A 14,906-nucleotide genomic window follows, 5' to 3' on the forward strand; every position below is an offset into this window, starting at 1 on the left:
AGATCCACAAAACACACCTTGCGTCACCCCACGGACGACCGATCTGGTCGTATCATGAAGGTGCAGCCCCCCGACACATCCGGGGGGCTGCACCTTTTTTCAGCCGAGCGCCGGCTGAGGGATTAACTAGTGGTTGTCGACGCCGTCGCCGCCGCTGCTGTGGCTGCCGATGTCCTCACACTGGTCAGCGCCGACCTTCGTGCTGGAGCCGTTCGAGCCGCCGACGAAGATGTTGCACTCCACCGTGGTGGTGGCCCGGCTGTTGCCGCCGTCCGAGTCGTTGTGCGCACCGCCGTGCGTGCCCGCCATGGCGATACCACTGAAGGCGGCGGTGCCGAGAGCCGCGGTCGCGGCCACGACGGCGACGCGCTGTCCGAACTTGCGCATTATGTATCCTCCCGATTAACCCCGGCCAAGACACCTGTCGTCTTAACCCAGGTTTACCCTGGCCCGCGGCTTGCTCGCTGTCCATGTCCGGTCGACACAGCGCTGATGAATCACCTACTAGTGTGATAAGCGAATGGGGTATCCGTCATTCTTTAAGGTGCTACTGGCCGGTAGATGCTGCAATTCGTGACATTTGTGCTGCCTATTCACGCTTTTACGCTCACCCGCCGCTCAGCTGTGACGAGGACGGGTGAGGGTGAAGCGATCGACCGGATTCAAGTTGCCGTAGGCACCGCTCACGGCGTAATAGGTGACGTGGATGGCGGTGGTCGGTCCGGTGCCGCTCGGGTCCACTTCGAACGCGGCGAAACCGTAGGCGTGCTCGGGGTCGCGCACGGCCGACCACGGGGCGTCCTCCATGACATAGGTCGGCTTGCGCTTGCCGGTCGCCGGGTCCGGGTCGCCGACGGCGGTCAGTACGCGGGCCTTGGCGGGGGTGAACAGCAGCTTGTTCGACGGCGAGCTCGTGCCCCCGCCCCCGATGATCATGTGGACGGTGCCCTTGCCGGTGTCGAGCACGTCGGTGGTGGTCTGGGTCGGGATCGGCGTGCGGGTGTCGGTCGGCTGCTGACCCCGGATCGGGTGCGACCGCTCGTAGTGGTGCTCGTGGCCGCAGACCACCAGGTCCACGCCGTACTGGTCGAACAGTGGCACCCACTGCTCGCGGATCCCCAGGTCGGCGCCGTTGAACTGGTCGGCGGTGGAGATCACCACCTGGTGCATGCACACGACGATCCAGTCGATGTCCGGATCGGCCCTGCTGGTGCGCAGCTCGTTCTCCAGCCAGCGCCGCTGGGCGCCGCCGGAGTAGCCGCGCACGTAGGAGTTGCCGCCGTCCTGGATCGCGACGTCGTCGTTGTTCAGGCTGATCACCCGGACCGCGCCCGCGGTGAACGCATACCAGAGGCCGCGCAGCGTCGGCTCCGCGCCTGCGTCCGGAACGGCGAAGTACGTCTGGAACGCCTGGTAGCCGATCGGCCCGTTGCCCAGCTCGTTCTCGTGGTTGCCCGCGGCGGGCATCCACGGGCGGTGGCGCGCCGAGCGGCTGTTGTTGGCGAACCAGTCCGACCAGGTGCGGATGCGGTCCTTGCTCAGGTTCGCGTAACACAGGTCGCCGTTGACCAGGTGGAACAGCGGCGCGATGCGTTCGACACCGGCGGTCACGTCCCCGGCGGCGGGAGAGCCGAGGTTGTCGTTGACGTATGTCTCGCCTTCGAGCGTGCCGATCGTCGGGGTCGCCTGGTCGCCGAAGCTGGTGAAGGTGAACGCGGCGCGGCCCTTCGGTGCGGTGCGCGCGGTGCCCAGCTCCGGTGTGGTGCCGTCGTGCACGGCCGCGTAGATGTAGTCGGTGTCCGGGGTGAGGCCGGTCAGCCGCGCGTGGTGCACCTGGACCTCGGTCCCGGACGCGGCGTCGCGGTAGGTGCGGGTCTCGGCGGCGACGGTCTGTCCGAAACCGTCGTCGGGCTTGCCGAGCATGACCCTGGGGCGGCTCACCGACGTCGTGGTGTGCCAGGAGACCACCAGCTCGGTGCCCGCGTCGGCGCCGAACTGCAGGTGCAGTCCGCCGACCGGCGGCACCCCGTCCCTGCCCGGCCGTTGCCAGCTGACCGAGGGTGCGCATGCCGCGAGGGTGGGGACGCCGAGCGCGACGGCGCCGCCCATCGCGGTGCCGAGGACCGCGCGGCGGTTGATCCGTGGAAAGTCCATGGCCCGGATGCTCTCCGGTGCATATGAACAACACTCAAACCCGTGAGTGATTTGGGCTGCCAGGACAGCCCAGATCACTCACGGGTTGAGGACGCGGTGGGCGAGCAGGGCCAGGCCGGCGACGATCCGTTCCGGCGTGAGGCCGAGGTGTTCGCGCTGGTACCGGTATACCTCGCCGGCTATCGGCGCCAGCAGTGCGTCGGTCAGCGCGTCGGGATCGTCGGTCGCCTCGGCGATCAGTGACCGGACGTGCGCGCGCCAGAACCCGTAGCTGCCCACGCTCTGTTGCGCGGCGCCGGCGTCGACACCGAGCACCAGGTACAGGTGTCGTTCCAGGTAGTCGACCATCGCGGCGTAGAACGCGGCGAGGCGCTCGGCGGGCGGGGCGCCCGGCCCGAGCGGTGGGGCGCCGCGCAGCAGCTTCTCCTGCAGCGCGCGTTCGTGTTCGTCGAGCAACGCTTCGGCGATCGAACGGACGTCCGGGTAGCGCCGGTACAGCGTGGCGCGGCCGACGCCGGCGGCTTTCGCCACGTCGTCCATGGTCACCGAACGCGGTTCACGTTCGCGCAGCAGCTCGGCGGCGGCAGCGAGAACACGCGCGCGGTTGCGTGCCGCGTCCGCCCGTTCGGTGACCATCATCGACAGAGGTTAGGCGTGCTCGGTCGTGGCGTGCGCGAGGACGACGCCGCCGACGATCAGTCCCACCGCGAGCAGTCGTCCCGGGGTCAGGCGGTCGTGGTGCAGTGCCAGTCCGAGCGCGACGGCGCCGATCGCGCCCATGCCGGTGAACACCACGTACGCGGTGCTGAGCGGGACGGTCTTCGAGGCCATCGCCAGCAGGTAGATCACCGCGACGCACAGCGCGAGGCAGATCGCGCTCGGCCAGGGGCGGGTGAACCCCTGGGTCGGCGGAATGCTCTGCGCCCACGCGATCTCCACCACTCCCGCCGCCAGTAGCCAGAGCCAGCCGGTGCTCATGTCGAATCCCTTCAAGTGGACGTCGTGTCCGGTTGTAACGGACACGGCGTCCACTTGTATTCCTCGGGTGAGGAGTGCAACCTCGGCGGCCCCCGTGGTGTTCTTCCCGGTATGAGCACCGCAACCAGCCTGCCGCCGCCGGAACTGCTCGACTGGTCGGAGATCGCCGCCGACCTGGACGCCGATGGCGTGGCGCTCACCCGGCCGTTGCTGACGCCTGCGCAGTGCGCCGAGGTGATCTCCTGGTTCGACCGTGACGAGCTGTACCGCTCGACGATCGTGATGGCCAGGCATTCGTTCGGCGAGGGCAGCTACCGGTACTTCGCCGACCCGCTGCCGCCGCTTGTCCAGGCATTGCGCACTCGTCTGTACCCGCCGCTGGCACAGATCGCGAACCGCTGGGCAGCGCAGCTCGGCGAGGACGGCTACCCGACGGACCTGGCCGAACTGCACGAACGCTGCGCGGCGCTCGACCAGCACCGGCCGACGCCGCTGGTGCTGCGCTACGGCCCCGGCGGCTACAACTGCCTGCACCAGGACCTGTACGGCGAGCTGGCGTTCCCGCTGCAGTTCCTGATCATGCTGAACACCCCCGACGAGGACTTCACCGGCGGCGAGAGCGTCTTCGTGGAACAGCGCCCGAGACAGCAGTCCCGCCCCATGGTCCTGCGCCCAGGTCTGGGCCAAGCGGTCATCTTCCCGGTGAACCACCGCCCGGTAAGGGGCGCCCGAGGCTACCGCCGAGTGGCCCTACGCCACGGGGTGAGCGCAGTCCACACAGGCAACCGCCACGTCCTGGGCATCATCTTCCACAACGCCCGCTAGCAGTGACCCCACTCACACCCCGAGCGACTCTGCACACCTTCGTGTCGCGTCGCACACGTCCGGACATGTGCGACGCGACACCACGGTGTGCAAAGTCTTGACGCGGTTATGCACAGTGCCCGGAGTTGTCCACAGGTGAGCGCGAGTGGGTTTCCGATCGGGGCGGGCCGCGCAAGGTTGAGTGAATGGACGATGTCGCGCTCTACCGCCGTCAGGACCTGCTCTCGTCGGGATTCACCGCCGCCGAGCTGCGCCAGTTGCGGAGCTCCGGTCAGCTCAGCTTGGTGCGTCGAGGTCGCTATCTGGCCGGCGCGCAACCAGATGATGAGGCTGACCGGCATCGCCTGCTGATCGGCGCGACCTTCCCCGAGCTGGCGGCTGACGCGGTTCTGAGCCATGGCTCGGCCGCGGTGCTCCACGGGCTGCCCACCTGGGGTGTCCCGCTGGACCGTGTCGCTGTTACTCGCAACCGGCGATCGGGCGCGCGGCGAGGTACGCGCGCGCACGTCCATGCGGCACCGCTGGGCACGGACGAGGTCTGTCTGATCGATGGGTTTCCGGTGACGTCCCTGCCTCGGACGGTCGTCGACATCGCTCGTGCTCTCGTGTTCGAGTCAGCGGTCGTGATAGGTGATGCCGCACTTCGGCTGATCGGTCCGGATGAGCTCGCCGACATGCTGGCAAGGGCGCGCCGACGCCCAGGAGTCGCTCGCGCCGGTCGGGCGGTGGCATTCATGAACCCGGCGAGTGAGAGTGTCGGCGAGTCACGGAGCCGAGTCGCCATCGCGATGGCCGGGCTACCGGCGCCGGTGCTCCAGTGGGAGGTGCGAGCACCATCCGGGCGGCTCATCGGTCGTACGGATCTCGCCTGGCCGCAGCACCGGGTGGTCGGTGAGTTCGATGGCAGGGTCAAGTACGGGCGGCGGCTGTTGAAGCCCGGTCAGACCGGAGGTGACGTGGTGTTCGAGGAGAAGCGGCGTGAGGACGAGCTCCGCGCCGAAGGCCTGGCCGTCGTCCGCTGGACGTGGCAGGACCTGAGCTCGTTCGCGCCGATCGCCCACCGACTGCGCCAGGCCCTCTCCTGACTTTGCACACCGTCGTGCTGCGTCGCACACGTCCGGACATGTGCGACGCAGCACGGCGGTGTGCAAAGTGGGGGAGAATGCGGGGGTGAGCAATGGTGAGCGGGCTCCTCAGGTGATCGAGTGCGGGGGGACTGCGGGGGTTCCTGGGGTTCCTGTTGTTGAAGTGCTTCGGGGGAAAGAGGTGCTGCTCGGGGCGTCGACCACCGTGCGGCGGCTGCTTCCCACGCTCGGGCGACGGCTCGTCGGGGCCTGGTGCTTCGTCGACCACTACGGGCCCGAGGACATCGCCTCGCGGCCGGGCATGCAGGTCGCGCCGCATCCACACATCGGGCTGCAGACGGTCAGCTGGCTGCTCGACGGTGCCGTCCACCATCGGGACAGCCTCGGCAGCGACGCGACCATCCGCCCTGGTCAGCTGGGGCTGATGACGGCGGGCCGGGCGATCGCGCACTCCGAGTACTCCCCGCCGGTGCACCCGGCCGCATTGCACGGCGCCCAGCTGTGGGTCGCGCTGCCGGACGGCGCCCGCGACATCGAACCGGCGTTCGCGCTGCACGCCGACCTTCCGGTGCTGACCCAGCCGGGCCTGCGTGCCACTGTGCTGCTCGGTGCACTGGCCGGCGCGCGGTCGCCCGGCACGATCCACTCGCCGCTGGTCGGCGCCGAGCTCGCGCTGGACGCCGACGCCCGCGCGACCCTGCCGCTCGAACCGGACTTCGAGTACGCGCTGCTCGCCCCGATCGGCGCGGCCACCGTCGACGGCGCCGAGCTGGGTCAGGGCGAGCTGATGTACCTGGGCACCGGTCGCCGGGAGATCGAGATCAGCGCGCACACGCGGAGTCGGTTGTTGTTGCTCGGCGGCGAGCCGTTCGACGAGAAGATCGTGATGTGGTGGAACTTCGTCGCCCGTTCCGGCGCCGAGGTCGCCGCCGCGCGAGAGGACTGGATGGCGGGACACCGGTTCGGCCCGGTCGCCGGTGGCGATCCGCTCGCCGCACCGGAAATGCCTTCCACCCCACTCGTTCCCCGAGGTCGCGCTCGCTGACTGCGCAAACGCGCTGGACGGGCCATCATGCGTGCGTGGAACCCGAACAGGGAGCGCAGGTACTGGTGCGTGACGTGCCGGACCAGTCCCGCTTCGAGATCACTGTGGACGGAAAGCTCGTCGGCTTCTCCGAGTACCACTCGCGACCGGGTCGGATCGTGTTCACGCACACCGAGGTCTCCGAGGAGTACCAGGGCCAGGGGCTGGCCGGCAAACTGATCCGGGGCGCGCTCGACACCTCCCGCAGACGCCAGCTCACCGTCACCCCGCTGTGCCCGTACGTTGCGGCGTTCATCCGCCGGCACCAGGACTATCTCGATCTGGTCGACGAAGTGCACCGGGGTCAGCTCTCAACCTCCGAGTGAGCCCACGCGGCCCTATGGTGGAGGGGGTCGCAGTGGATGAGGAGGCCCGCCGATGCCGGAAGGGCCGTTTGGTTCGGGGTTCAATCCGCTCGAAGACCTGGTCAAGGGCCTGGTCAACGGGTTGGAGCAGTCGTTGGGTGGCGTTGTGGCGCCCGAAGGACGTGACCGGCGCACCCCCGCGCTGGATCGTTTCGGTCGGGACCTGACCGCCGAGGCGCGCGCCGGCAAGCTGGACCCGGTCATCGGGCGGGACGCCGAGGTCGCCGAGCTGCTCGAGGTGCTGTCGCGGCGCACGAAGAACAACCCGGTGCTGATCGGTGACCCCGGGGTCGGCAAGACCGCCATCGTGGAAGGTGTCGCGTCGCGGATCGCCGCCGACACCGTGCCGCAGGCGCTGCGCGGTCGGCGTCTCGTGGTGCTCGACCTGGCCGGGCTGGTCGCCGGCACCCGGTACCGGGGTGATTTCGAGGAGCGGTTCGGCGCGGTCATCGACGAGGTGCTCGCCGCGGACCGAAACGTACTGTTGTTCCTCGACGAACTGCACACGATCATCGGCGCGGGTGGTGCCGAGGGCGCCCCGATGGACGCCGGCAGCATGCTGAAACCTGCGCTGGCCAGGGGCGGGCTGCAGCTGATCGGCGCGACGACCGTCGAGGAGTACCGCAAGCACCTGGAACGGGACGCCGCGCTGGAACGTCGCTTCCAGCCGATCCTGGTCGCCGAGCCGTCCGTCGCGGACACCGTGACGATCCTGCTGGGCCTGCGCGAACGCTACGAGCAGCACCACGCGGTCCGGATCACCGAGGCCGCCGCCGAGGCGGCGGCGCGGCTGTCCGACCGCTACCTCACCGACCGGTTCCTGCCGGACAAGGCGATCGACCTGATGGACCGGGCCAGCGCCCGGGTCCGGCTGCGGACCGAGCCGTCCTCGCTCGCCGAGCCGCACCGGGTCGCGGTCGGCACGGACGGGGTGGCCACGGTCGCCGCGACCTCCGGCACCGACGTCACCGCCGACGACGTCGCGGACGTCGTCGCCAGCATCACCGGCATCCCGGTCTCCCGCCTCACCGAGCTCGACCGGCACCGGCTGCTGCACCTGGAGGACCTGCTCGCCGAGCGGGTCGTGGGCCAGCGCGACGCGATCGATGTGGTCGCCGACGCCGTCCGGGCAGGACGCGCCGGCATGACGCACCCGGATCGACCGGTCGGGTCGTTCCTGTTCCTCGGGCCGACCGGGGTCGGCAAGACCGAGCTGGCCACCGCACTCGCCGGCGTCCTGTACGGCGAGCAGGACCGCCTCGTGCGCCTGGACATGACGGAGTTCGGCGACCGGCACACGGTGTCCCGGCTGGTCGGCGCCCCGCCCGGCTACATCGGGCACGACGAGGCCGGCCAGCTCACCGACGCGGTTCGCCGCACGCCCTACACCGTCGTGCTGCTCGACGAGATCGAGAAGGCACATCCCGACGTGCTCGGCATCCTGCTGCAGGTCCTGGACGCGGGCCGGCTGACCGACGCGCGCGGTCGCACGGTCGACTTCACCAACACAGTGATCATCATGACCAGCAACATCGGGGCGCAGGCGCTGCTCGCCGCGACGGCGGCGGGCCGCGCGGTCGAGGAGGTCAGGGAACCGCTGATGGCCGATGTGCGACGGCACTTCCGGCCGGAGTTCCTGAACCGCATCGACGAGATCGTGCTGTTCCTGGGCCTCGGCCGGGTCGAGCTACGGGCCATCACCGAGCTGCTGCTGACCGAGACCAGGCAGCGGCTCGCGGCCAGGCAGGTCGGGCTGCGGCTGGACGTGGCGGCGGTGGACTGGCTGGCGATGCGCGGCTACCAGCCCGAGTACGGTGCGCGCCCGTTGCGTCGGACGATCGGCCGCGAGCTGGAACGTCACCTGTCCCGGCTGCTGCTCGGGGGTGAGCTGGCCGAAGGCCACGAGGTCCACGTCTCGGTGGCAGCCGCCGGTGACCGCCTCGAACTCACCGTCGTGCCTGCTCAAAACCCGTGAGTGGCGAGTGGTCCGATAGGACCACTCGCCACTCACGGGGAAGTGTCGTGCCTGGTCACCTCTCACGAGGTGTTGTCGGCCGCCTCTCGGGGTTCTGCGTGGGTGGCGGCGGCTTCGCGTTCGGCCCAGGCGCAGGTGTCCAGGATCGTGCGGGCGCACAGCTCCGGGTTATCGCTCATCGGGACGTGACCGCAGTCCGGCAGCGTCACGTGATGCGCGGCGGGCAGCAGCCGGGCCGCGCGCTGCGCCTGGCGCGGCGGCAGGACCCGGTCCTTGTCACCCCAGGCGATCGTCACCGGCACCGTCGGCGGCGTGCCCGCCCAGGCGTAGCCACGACCGGCCCGGATCGTCGGGGTGAACGACACCGACTCGCGCAGCGCCGTCATGTCACCGATCGCGGAGATGCGGTCGATCCGGTCCGGGTGCGCGTATAACACGCCCAGCGTGCCCGCCCGCAACCGGCCGTTGTCGACCAACAGCGACCGGATCGCGCCGGGAGCCAGCGCACCGGACCGGATCATCCGCAGCGTCAGCAGCGCGCGCGTCCGGTCCCGGCTGTCCCAGAAACCCGCCGGGGACAGCGCGGTCGTCGAACGCACCAGACCATGGGACGCCGCCTCGATCGACAGCAGCCCGCCGAGCGAGTTGCCCGCGATGTGCGGCCGTTCGACGCCGAGCGTGTCGAACACGTCGGCGAGCATCCGCATGCTGCCCTGCACATCGTGCTGGTAGCCGGCGGGCAGCGCGGGGGACAGCCCGAAACCGGGCATGTCGACGGAGATGACGTCGTGGTGCTCGGCGAGCTGGTCGAGCAGCGGGCGCCAGGCCTGCCAGCGGTGCCCGATGCCGTGCAGCAGCACCAGCGGGCTGCCCGATCCGCGTCGGTCGAAGTTGATCCTGATCATGCGTTCACCAGATCCCGGTCGGCGTTCGTCACCTGATAGTCACCCGCGCGGAACCGCAGGTCGCGGTACAGCCTGGCGACCGACCACGGCCAGTTCGCCACGTTGTGTCCCTCGGCGTCGCGGTAGTAGCTGGAGCAGCCACCCGCGTTGTACACGGTCGGCCCGAGTGCCTTGGCGACCGCCTCGTTGTACCGCCGATGGACCTCGGGGCGGACCTGCAGCGACGCCCAGCCGGAGCGGGCCATCGCCGACACCGCGTCCGCCACGTACTGCGCCTGGTTCTCGATCGTGCCGAGCACCGAGGCGTGCCCGGGCGCGAGGTTCGGCCCGAGGAACACGAACAGGTTCGGGAACCCGGCGATCGCCGTCCCCAGGTAGGCCTGGGGCGGGTCGGTCGACCAGCGTGAGGCGAGGCTGTTGCCGTCACCGTCGAACACGTACCGGGCCACCGGTGGGTCGGTGATCTCGAAACCGGTCCCGTAGATGATCGTGTCGACCGCGGCCGCCACCCCGTCCGCACCGATGACGGAGTTCGCGGTCAGTCGCGCCGCAGCCGGATGTACCTGCACGTTCGACCTGGTCAGCGCCGGATAGTAGGTGTTCGACACCATGATCCGCTTGCAGCCAAGGGTGAACGACGGGCTGAGCTTCGCGCGCAGCCGCGCGTCGCGCACCTGACGGAACAGCTGCAGCCGCGCCGCGGTCTGGACGCGGCGCATCAACGCCTCGTGCCGGAACGCGACCCCGATCGCCTCGTGCACCGCGTAGATGCCCAGGCGCACCGCCCGCCCGGTGATCGGGACGGTCCGCATGAGGTACTGCGCCGTCCACGGGATCGAGAAGTCGAGTTTCGACAGCACCCAGGACGGCGTGCGCTGGAAGACGTGCAGCGACGCGACCTTCGGCGCGATCTCCGGGATGAACTGGATCGCCGACGCGCCGGTCCCGATCACCGCGACGCGCTTGCCGGTGAGGTCGTGGCCGTGGTCCCAGCGCGCCGAATGGAACGCCGTGCCTTCGAACGTCCCGGGCAGCGAGGGGACCACCGGTTCGTGCAGCGGTCCCGGCGCGGCCGCGAGGACCTGCGCGGTGTACTCGCCGTCGCTGGTCTTCAGCCGCCAGCGCTGCGCCGCCGGGTCCCAGCGGGCCGCGGTGACGGCCACACCGAACCGGATGTCGTCGTACACGTCGTGGCGGCGCGCGCTGGCCCGGAAGTACCGCTGGATCTCCGGCTGGCGGCTGTAGAACCGGCTCCAGAACGGGTTCGGGTCGAACGAGTAGGAGTACCAGTGCGACGGCACGTCACAGCCGCAACCGGGGTAGGTGTTCTCCCGCCAGGTGCCGCCGACGTCGTCGCCCTTCTCCAGCACGACGTAGTCGGTGATGCCCGAGCGGCGCAGCGCGATCGCGGTGGCGATGCCGGACGGCCCGGCGCCGATCACCGCGACCCGTACGTCCCGCGCGCCCATCAGACCGTCAACCCCTGCGCCCGCCAGATCAGCCGGGACGCTGGAGTGATCAGCCCGAGCTCGCGGTACACCGGGATGAAGTGGTCGACGCTGCGCTGGATGACCTCGTGCGCGTGCGGGTTGGAACGCGCCGCGCGCACCGCCTCGGCCACGTCCAGCCCGGCCTCCGCGTACATCTCCGGTGTCTTGGTCGAGCGCACGACCAGGCCGATCCCGTACGCGACGGCCGCGGCGAGCGCCTCCCGGTAGGCCCGCGACAGCGTCGGGATGACGCGGAACAGCTCGTCGCGGGCGAAGCGCATGTGCCGCGCCTCCTCCACGACGTGGATGCGGAACGTCTGACGGCACAGCGGCTGGATCGTCTCGTCCCGCATCCCGATCCGCTGCAGCGCGTCGAACATCTCCTCGACGAACAGCACCGCGACGAACGCGAGCGGCTCGGTGGAGAACGCCCGCAGCAGGTCGGTGGCGAACCGGTCGGCCACGTTGAACCGGTACGGGCCACGCTGCAGCTTCTCCACCGTCCGGGAGAACATGGTCGAGTGCCGGGTCTCGTCGCCGATCTCGGTCAGCGCGTAGCGCAGGTGGTTGGACGCCGGGTCCCAGCTCAGCGCGTGCCTTGCCAGCATCTGCACGAACAGCGTCTCGACCCAGATGCCGAACGCGAGGTTGTTGGCCAGCTCGCAGCGGCTCAGCTCGATGCGGTGCGCGCGGCTCATCCGTTGCCACAGGTCCGTGCCGTACAGCGTGGACAGCTCCTCGGGAAGGAAGAACGTGTCCTCCTGCCACGGCTCGTTCCACGCCACGTCGACCTGCGGGTCGAAACTGTGCTTCAGCGAGGCGTCCAGCAGCTTGACCGCCGTGGCCTCTCGATCCCCGACCGTACGAACACGCTTGACTGCGCTGGTCATGACGTCCTCGATTCGTGGCGCGGGCTGGTGGTCGAGGGACGGGTGGGGGTGCCGAGCAGGCGGTTGCCGAGATCGGCGAGCCGGTTGAGACCGGAGTCGTTGCCGAGCTTGGCGGCGAGCCGCGACAGCGGGGTGGCGAAGTGGTAGGTGCCGTAGGAGACCCATGCGCCGAGCGTCACCGGCATGACCGGCACGCCGTAGCGGATGGCGAACGCGATGTGCCGCGCGACCAGGTCCGGCCCCGGGGCGAAGCGGCTGAAGAAGTCCTGCGCGATCCCGCCGACCGCTCCCGACCCGCCGACGAGCGTGCTGGCCGCGTAGATGTTGGTGGCGATGAACCCCGGGCAGATCGCGGTGACCCCGACGCCGTGGTCGGCCATCTCGGCCCGGATCGACTCGGACAGCATCAGCACGGCCGCCTTGGTCGCGGCGTACGCGGGCAGCAACCGGCTGGGGGTGAACGCGGCCGCGCTCGCGATGTTGACCAGGTACCCGCGCTGATCCGGCTGGTCACGGTGTCGCTGCGCGAGCTGCGCGCCGAACACCCGGCACCCGTGGACGACACCGAGCAGGTTGACGTCGACGACCCGGCGCCAGTCCTCGGCGGTGTGCTCGAGGAACGGTCCGCCCATCCCGATGCCGGCGTTGTTGACCACCACGTCGGCGACGCCGTGGGTGGTGCGCACCGACTCGGCGAACTGGTCCCAGGCGGCGGGATCCGCGACGTCGAGCGTGTGCGCATCGGCCTGACCACCTCGCTCGGTGATCCGCAGCACCGTCTCGCTCGCGGCGGACGGGTCGATGTCCGCGCAGATCACCGTCGAGCCCGAGCGGGCGAAATGTTCGGCGGTCGCGCGGCCGATGCCCGATCCGGCACCGGTCACCACCACGAGCCGTGGTTCGAACCTGGCCATAGTCGATCACTCCAGTGTGAGTCGTAACGAGCCATCACGAATGTAACATTGGTCAATGGCTAAGTACTAGCACTACTCTGGGCGGGCCATGACCGAGTACCGCATCGACGAGCTCGCCCGGGTAGCCGGCACGACCAGTCGAAACGTGCGCGCCTACCAGGAGCGCGGCCTGCTGCCGCCGCCCCGCAAACAGGGCCGGGTCGGCATCTACACCGAGACCCACCTGGCGAGGCTGCGGCTCATCACGTCACTGCACGACCGCGGCTACACGTCCACCCAGATCTCGGAGCTGATCGCGAGCTGGGAACAGGGCCGCGACCTGCGGGACGTGCTCGGCCTGGAGCAGGTGCTCAACAGTCCGTGGACCGACGAGATCCCCACCTACCTGCCGACCGAACAGGTACGGGCCTTCCTTGCGACCTCCGCCGACCCCGCCGACACCGACGCGATGTTCAACCGCGTCGCGGCTCTCGGGGTGATCAAGCCGGAGGGCGACCAGTGCCTGGTGCCGAGCCCGTCACTGATCAGCACGGTCCTGGAGCTGGTCGGCAGGGGCTTCAAGCTGGTCGATGTGATCGCCCTGCACGAACGCATCGTGCCCGCGATCAACGACATAGCCAGGCAGATGGTCGAGGCCGGCGCCGCCAGGGTGGTGGAGGAGCACGGCGAGGCCTGGTTGCCCGCCGACGGTGAGGTAGGCGAGGTGACGGCGTTGCTGGACCGCCTCCGCCAGCTGGCGATGTCCTCGATCCAGGGCCTGCTGGCGCACGCGCTGGAACACCACGTGGCGGACGTGATGGGCGAACACCTGGCAAGGGTGATCAAACAGAACACGTCGGCGGAGCCCATCCAGCGCCCAGACTTCCTCTGAGCCTGTGACCGATGGGGCTGGGCCGGCGACTTTGCACACCGTGGTGCTGCGTCGCACACGTCCGGACGTATGCGACGCAGCACGTAGGTGTGCAAAGTCGCCCTGGGACGCGGTCACCAGCTGAGGTCTTCCGTTAGGCGGAAGAACGCCTGGTTGGATGAGCGCACGCCCGGTCAGGATGGCGGGCATGGAACGCACACAGGTCGCCATCGTGGGCGCCGGTCCGGCAGGGCTGTTGCTGGGGCACCTCCTGCGGGCGCGGGGGATCGACACCGTGCTGCTGGAGGCGCGCTCCCGGTCGTACGTCGAGCAGCGGGTCCGCGCGGGTGTGTGCGAGCACCCCACCGTCGAACTTCTGCGCGAGCTGGGCCTCGCCGACCGCCTCGACCGTGAAGGACTGCCGCACCACGGGATCTCGCTGCGTTTCGACCGGGCCGATCACCGGATCGACCTGACCGAGCTCACCGGGAAACAGATCACCGTCTACGGCCAGCAGGAGATCGTCAAGGACCTCATCGCGGCCCGGCTGGCCGGCGGCGAGACGATCGAGTTCGAGGTGACCGACGTCGCGCTGCACGACCTCGACACCGACACGCCCCGGGTGACCTGGACCGACGCGACCGGGGCAGCGCACGACCTTCGCTGCGACGCGATCGCGGGCTGCGACGGCTTCCACGGCATCAGTCGACCCGCGATCCCAGCGCCGCGGTTCTACGACCACACCTACCCGTTCGCCTGGCTCGGCGTGCTGGCCGAGACCCCGCCCTCACACGAGGAGCTGATCTACGCCAGGCACACCAACGGGTTCGCGCTGCACAGCATGCGTTCGCCCGAGGTCACCCGGCTGTACCTGCAGGTTTCACCGGACGACCAGCTCACCAACTGGTCCGACGCCCGCATCTGGGACGAGCTCGCCACGCGGCTGGAGGTGGACGGCGACTTCACCCTGCGCGAGGGCACGCTGCTGGAGAAGAGCATCACGCCGATGCGCAGCTTCGTCGCCGAACCGATGCGCCACGGCCGGCTGTTCCTGGCGGGCGACGCCGCGCACATCGTGCCGCCCACCGGCGCGAAGGGCATGAACCTGGCCGTCGCCGACGTACACCGGCTGGCCCCCGCGCTCACCGCGCTGCTCCGAGGTCAGGGCACCGAGCAGGCCGACACCTACTCCGACCGGTGCCTGCGCAGGGTCTGGCGGGCCGAGCACTTCTCCTACTTCATGACCACGATGCTGCACCGGGCGCCGAACGAGGACCCGTTCGCCGACCAGCTGCAACTGTCCCAGCTCCGCTACGTGGCCACGTCGACGGCGGCGGCAACGAGCCTGGCCGAGAACTACGTGGGCCTGGACTTCTAACCCCGCCCCCGCG

Annotated in this window: 15 protein-coding genes; 7 read left to right on the forward strand and 8 right to left on the reverse strand. The window is 69.7% G+C overall.

Annotation, left to right across the window (positions count from 1 at the left end):
• Nucleotides 1–126 precede the first annotated feature (126 nt).
• The 4 genes from G406_RS0140355 to G406_RS0140370 form a co-directional block, all read right to left on the reverse strand.
• Nucleotides 127–387 carry a hypothetical protein gene (locus G406_RS0140355; protein WP_028938273.1) on the reverse strand — a complete coding sequence of 87 codons (261 nt, stop codon included), beginning with the start codon at nt 385–387 and terminating at the stop codon, nt 127–129.
• A 231-nt stretch (nt 388–618) separates the two neighbouring features.
• Nucleotides 619–2,154, reverse strand: a complete 1,536-nt coding sequence (locus tag G406_RS0140360) for a purple acid phosphatase family protein (protein WP_037081020.1) — start codon at nt 2,152–2,154, stop codon at nt 619–621.
• A gap of 78 nt (nt 2,155–2,232) precedes the next feature.
• Complete coding sequence (locus G406_RS0140365) at nt 2,233–2,793, reverse strand: TetR/AcrR family transcriptional regulator (RefSeq protein ID WP_028938275.1); 561 nt, start codon at nt 2,791–2,793, stop codon at nt 2,233–2,235.
• Nucleotides 2,794–2,802: 9 nt separating this feature from the next.
• On the reverse strand, nt 2,803–3,132 hold the full coding sequence (locus G406_RS0140370; RefSeq protein ID WP_037081022.1) for a DMT family transporter: 330 nt from the start codon (nt 3,130–3,132) through the stop codon (nt 2,803–2,805).
• 111 nt (nt 3,133–3,243) lie between these two features.
• Here G406_RS0140370 and G406_RS0140375 point away from each other — a divergent pair, with 111 nt between their 5' ends.
• From G406_RS0140375 to G406_RS52870, 5 genes are all read left to right on the forward strand, one after another.
• The gene (locus G406_RS0140375) at nt 3,244–3,957 is read left to right on the forward strand and encodes a 2OG-Fe(II) oxygenase (protein ID WP_051343333.1); all 714 of its coding nucleotides are present in this window, start codon (nt 3,244–3,246) and stop codon (nt 3,955–3,957) included.
• A gap of 185 nt (nt 3,958–4,142) precedes the next feature.
• On the forward strand, nt 4,143–5,042 hold the full coding sequence (locus G406_RS52865; protein ID WP_037081025.1) for a type IV toxin-antitoxin system AbiEi family antitoxin domain-containing protein: 900 nt from the start codon (nt 4,143–4,145) through the stop codon (nt 5,040–5,042).
• Nucleotides 5,043–5,205: 163 nt separating this feature from the next.
• The gene (locus G406_RS0140385) at nt 5,206–6,087 is read left to right on the forward strand and encodes a pirin family protein (protein WP_245607395.1); all 882 of its coding nucleotides are present in this window, start codon (nt 5,206–5,208) and stop codon (nt 6,085–6,087) included.
• A gap of 35 nt (nt 6,088–6,122) precedes the next feature.
• Entirely contained in the window at nt 6,123–6,452 is a 330-nt protein-coding gene (locus G406_RS0140390) for a GNAT family N-acetyltransferase (RefSeq protein WP_245607396.1), read from the forward strand.
• 52 nt (nt 6,453–6,504) lie between these two features.
• Complete coding sequence (locus G406_RS52870) at nt 6,505–8,466, forward strand: ATP-dependent Clp protease ATP-binding subunit (RefSeq protein WP_051343334.1); 1,962 nt, start codon at nt 6,505–6,507, stop codon at nt 8,464–8,466.
• A gap of 62 nt (nt 8,467–8,528) precedes the next feature.
• Here G406_RS52870 and G406_RS52875 read toward each other — a convergent pair whose 3' ends face one another.
• From G406_RS52875 to G406_RS0140415, 4 genes are read right to left on the reverse strand one after another with little or no spacing between them, the layout of a single operon-like run.
• Nucleotides 8,529–9,371 (reverse strand): alpha/beta fold hydrolase, encoded by an 843-nt coding sequence (locus G406_RS52875; RefSeq protein WP_051343335.1) that lies wholly within the window; start codon nt 9,369–9,371, stop codon nt 8,529–8,531.
• Entirely contained in the window at nt 9,368–10,840 is a 1,473-nt protein-coding gene (locus tag G406_RS0140405) for a flavin-containing monooxygenase (protein ID WP_028938280.1), read from the reverse strand. The genes G406_RS52875 and G406_RS0140405 overlap by 4 nt, the downstream gene beginning before the upstream one ends.
• Complete coding sequence (locus tag G406_RS0140410) at nt 10,840–11,751, reverse strand: AurF N-oxygenase family protein (protein WP_028938281.1); 912 nt, start codon at nt 11,749–11,751, stop codon at nt 10,840–10,842. Before G406_RS0140410 ends, G406_RS0140405 begins: the two co-directional genes overlap by 1 nt.
• On the reverse strand, nt 11,748–12,665 hold the full coding sequence (locus G406_RS0140415; RefSeq protein ID WP_037081027.1) for an SDR family NAD(P)-dependent oxidoreductase: 918 nt from the start codon (nt 12,663–12,665) through the stop codon (nt 11,748–11,750). The genes G406_RS0140410 and G406_RS0140415 overlap by 4 nt, the downstream gene beginning before the upstream one ends.
• An 88-nt stretch (nt 12,666–12,753) precedes the next feature.
• Between G406_RS0140415 and G406_RS52880 the strand changes: the two genes are divergently transcribed.
• Together G406_RS52880 and G406_RS0140425 are read left to right on the forward strand one after the other, a co-directional pair.
• Entirely contained in the window at nt 12,754–13,536 is a 783-nt protein-coding gene (locus G406_RS52880) for a MerR family transcriptional regulator (protein ID WP_037081029.1), read from the forward strand.
• Nucleotides 13,537–13,723: 187 nt separating this feature from the next.
• A complete protein-coding gene (locus G406_RS0140425; RefSeq protein ID WP_028938283.1) occupies nt 13,724–14,893 on the forward strand; it encodes a 4-hydroxybenzoate 3-monooxygenase in 1,170 nt (389 codons plus the stop codon).
• Nucleotides 14,894–14,906: the final 13 nt, after the last annotated feature.

Origin of the sequence: Actinospineispora spinosispora DSM 44797 (assembly GCF_000429025.1) — a bacterium.
Lineage (GTDB): Bacteria > Actinomycetota > Actinomycetes > Mycobacteriales > Pseudonocardiaceae > Pseudonocardia > Pseudonocardia spinosispora.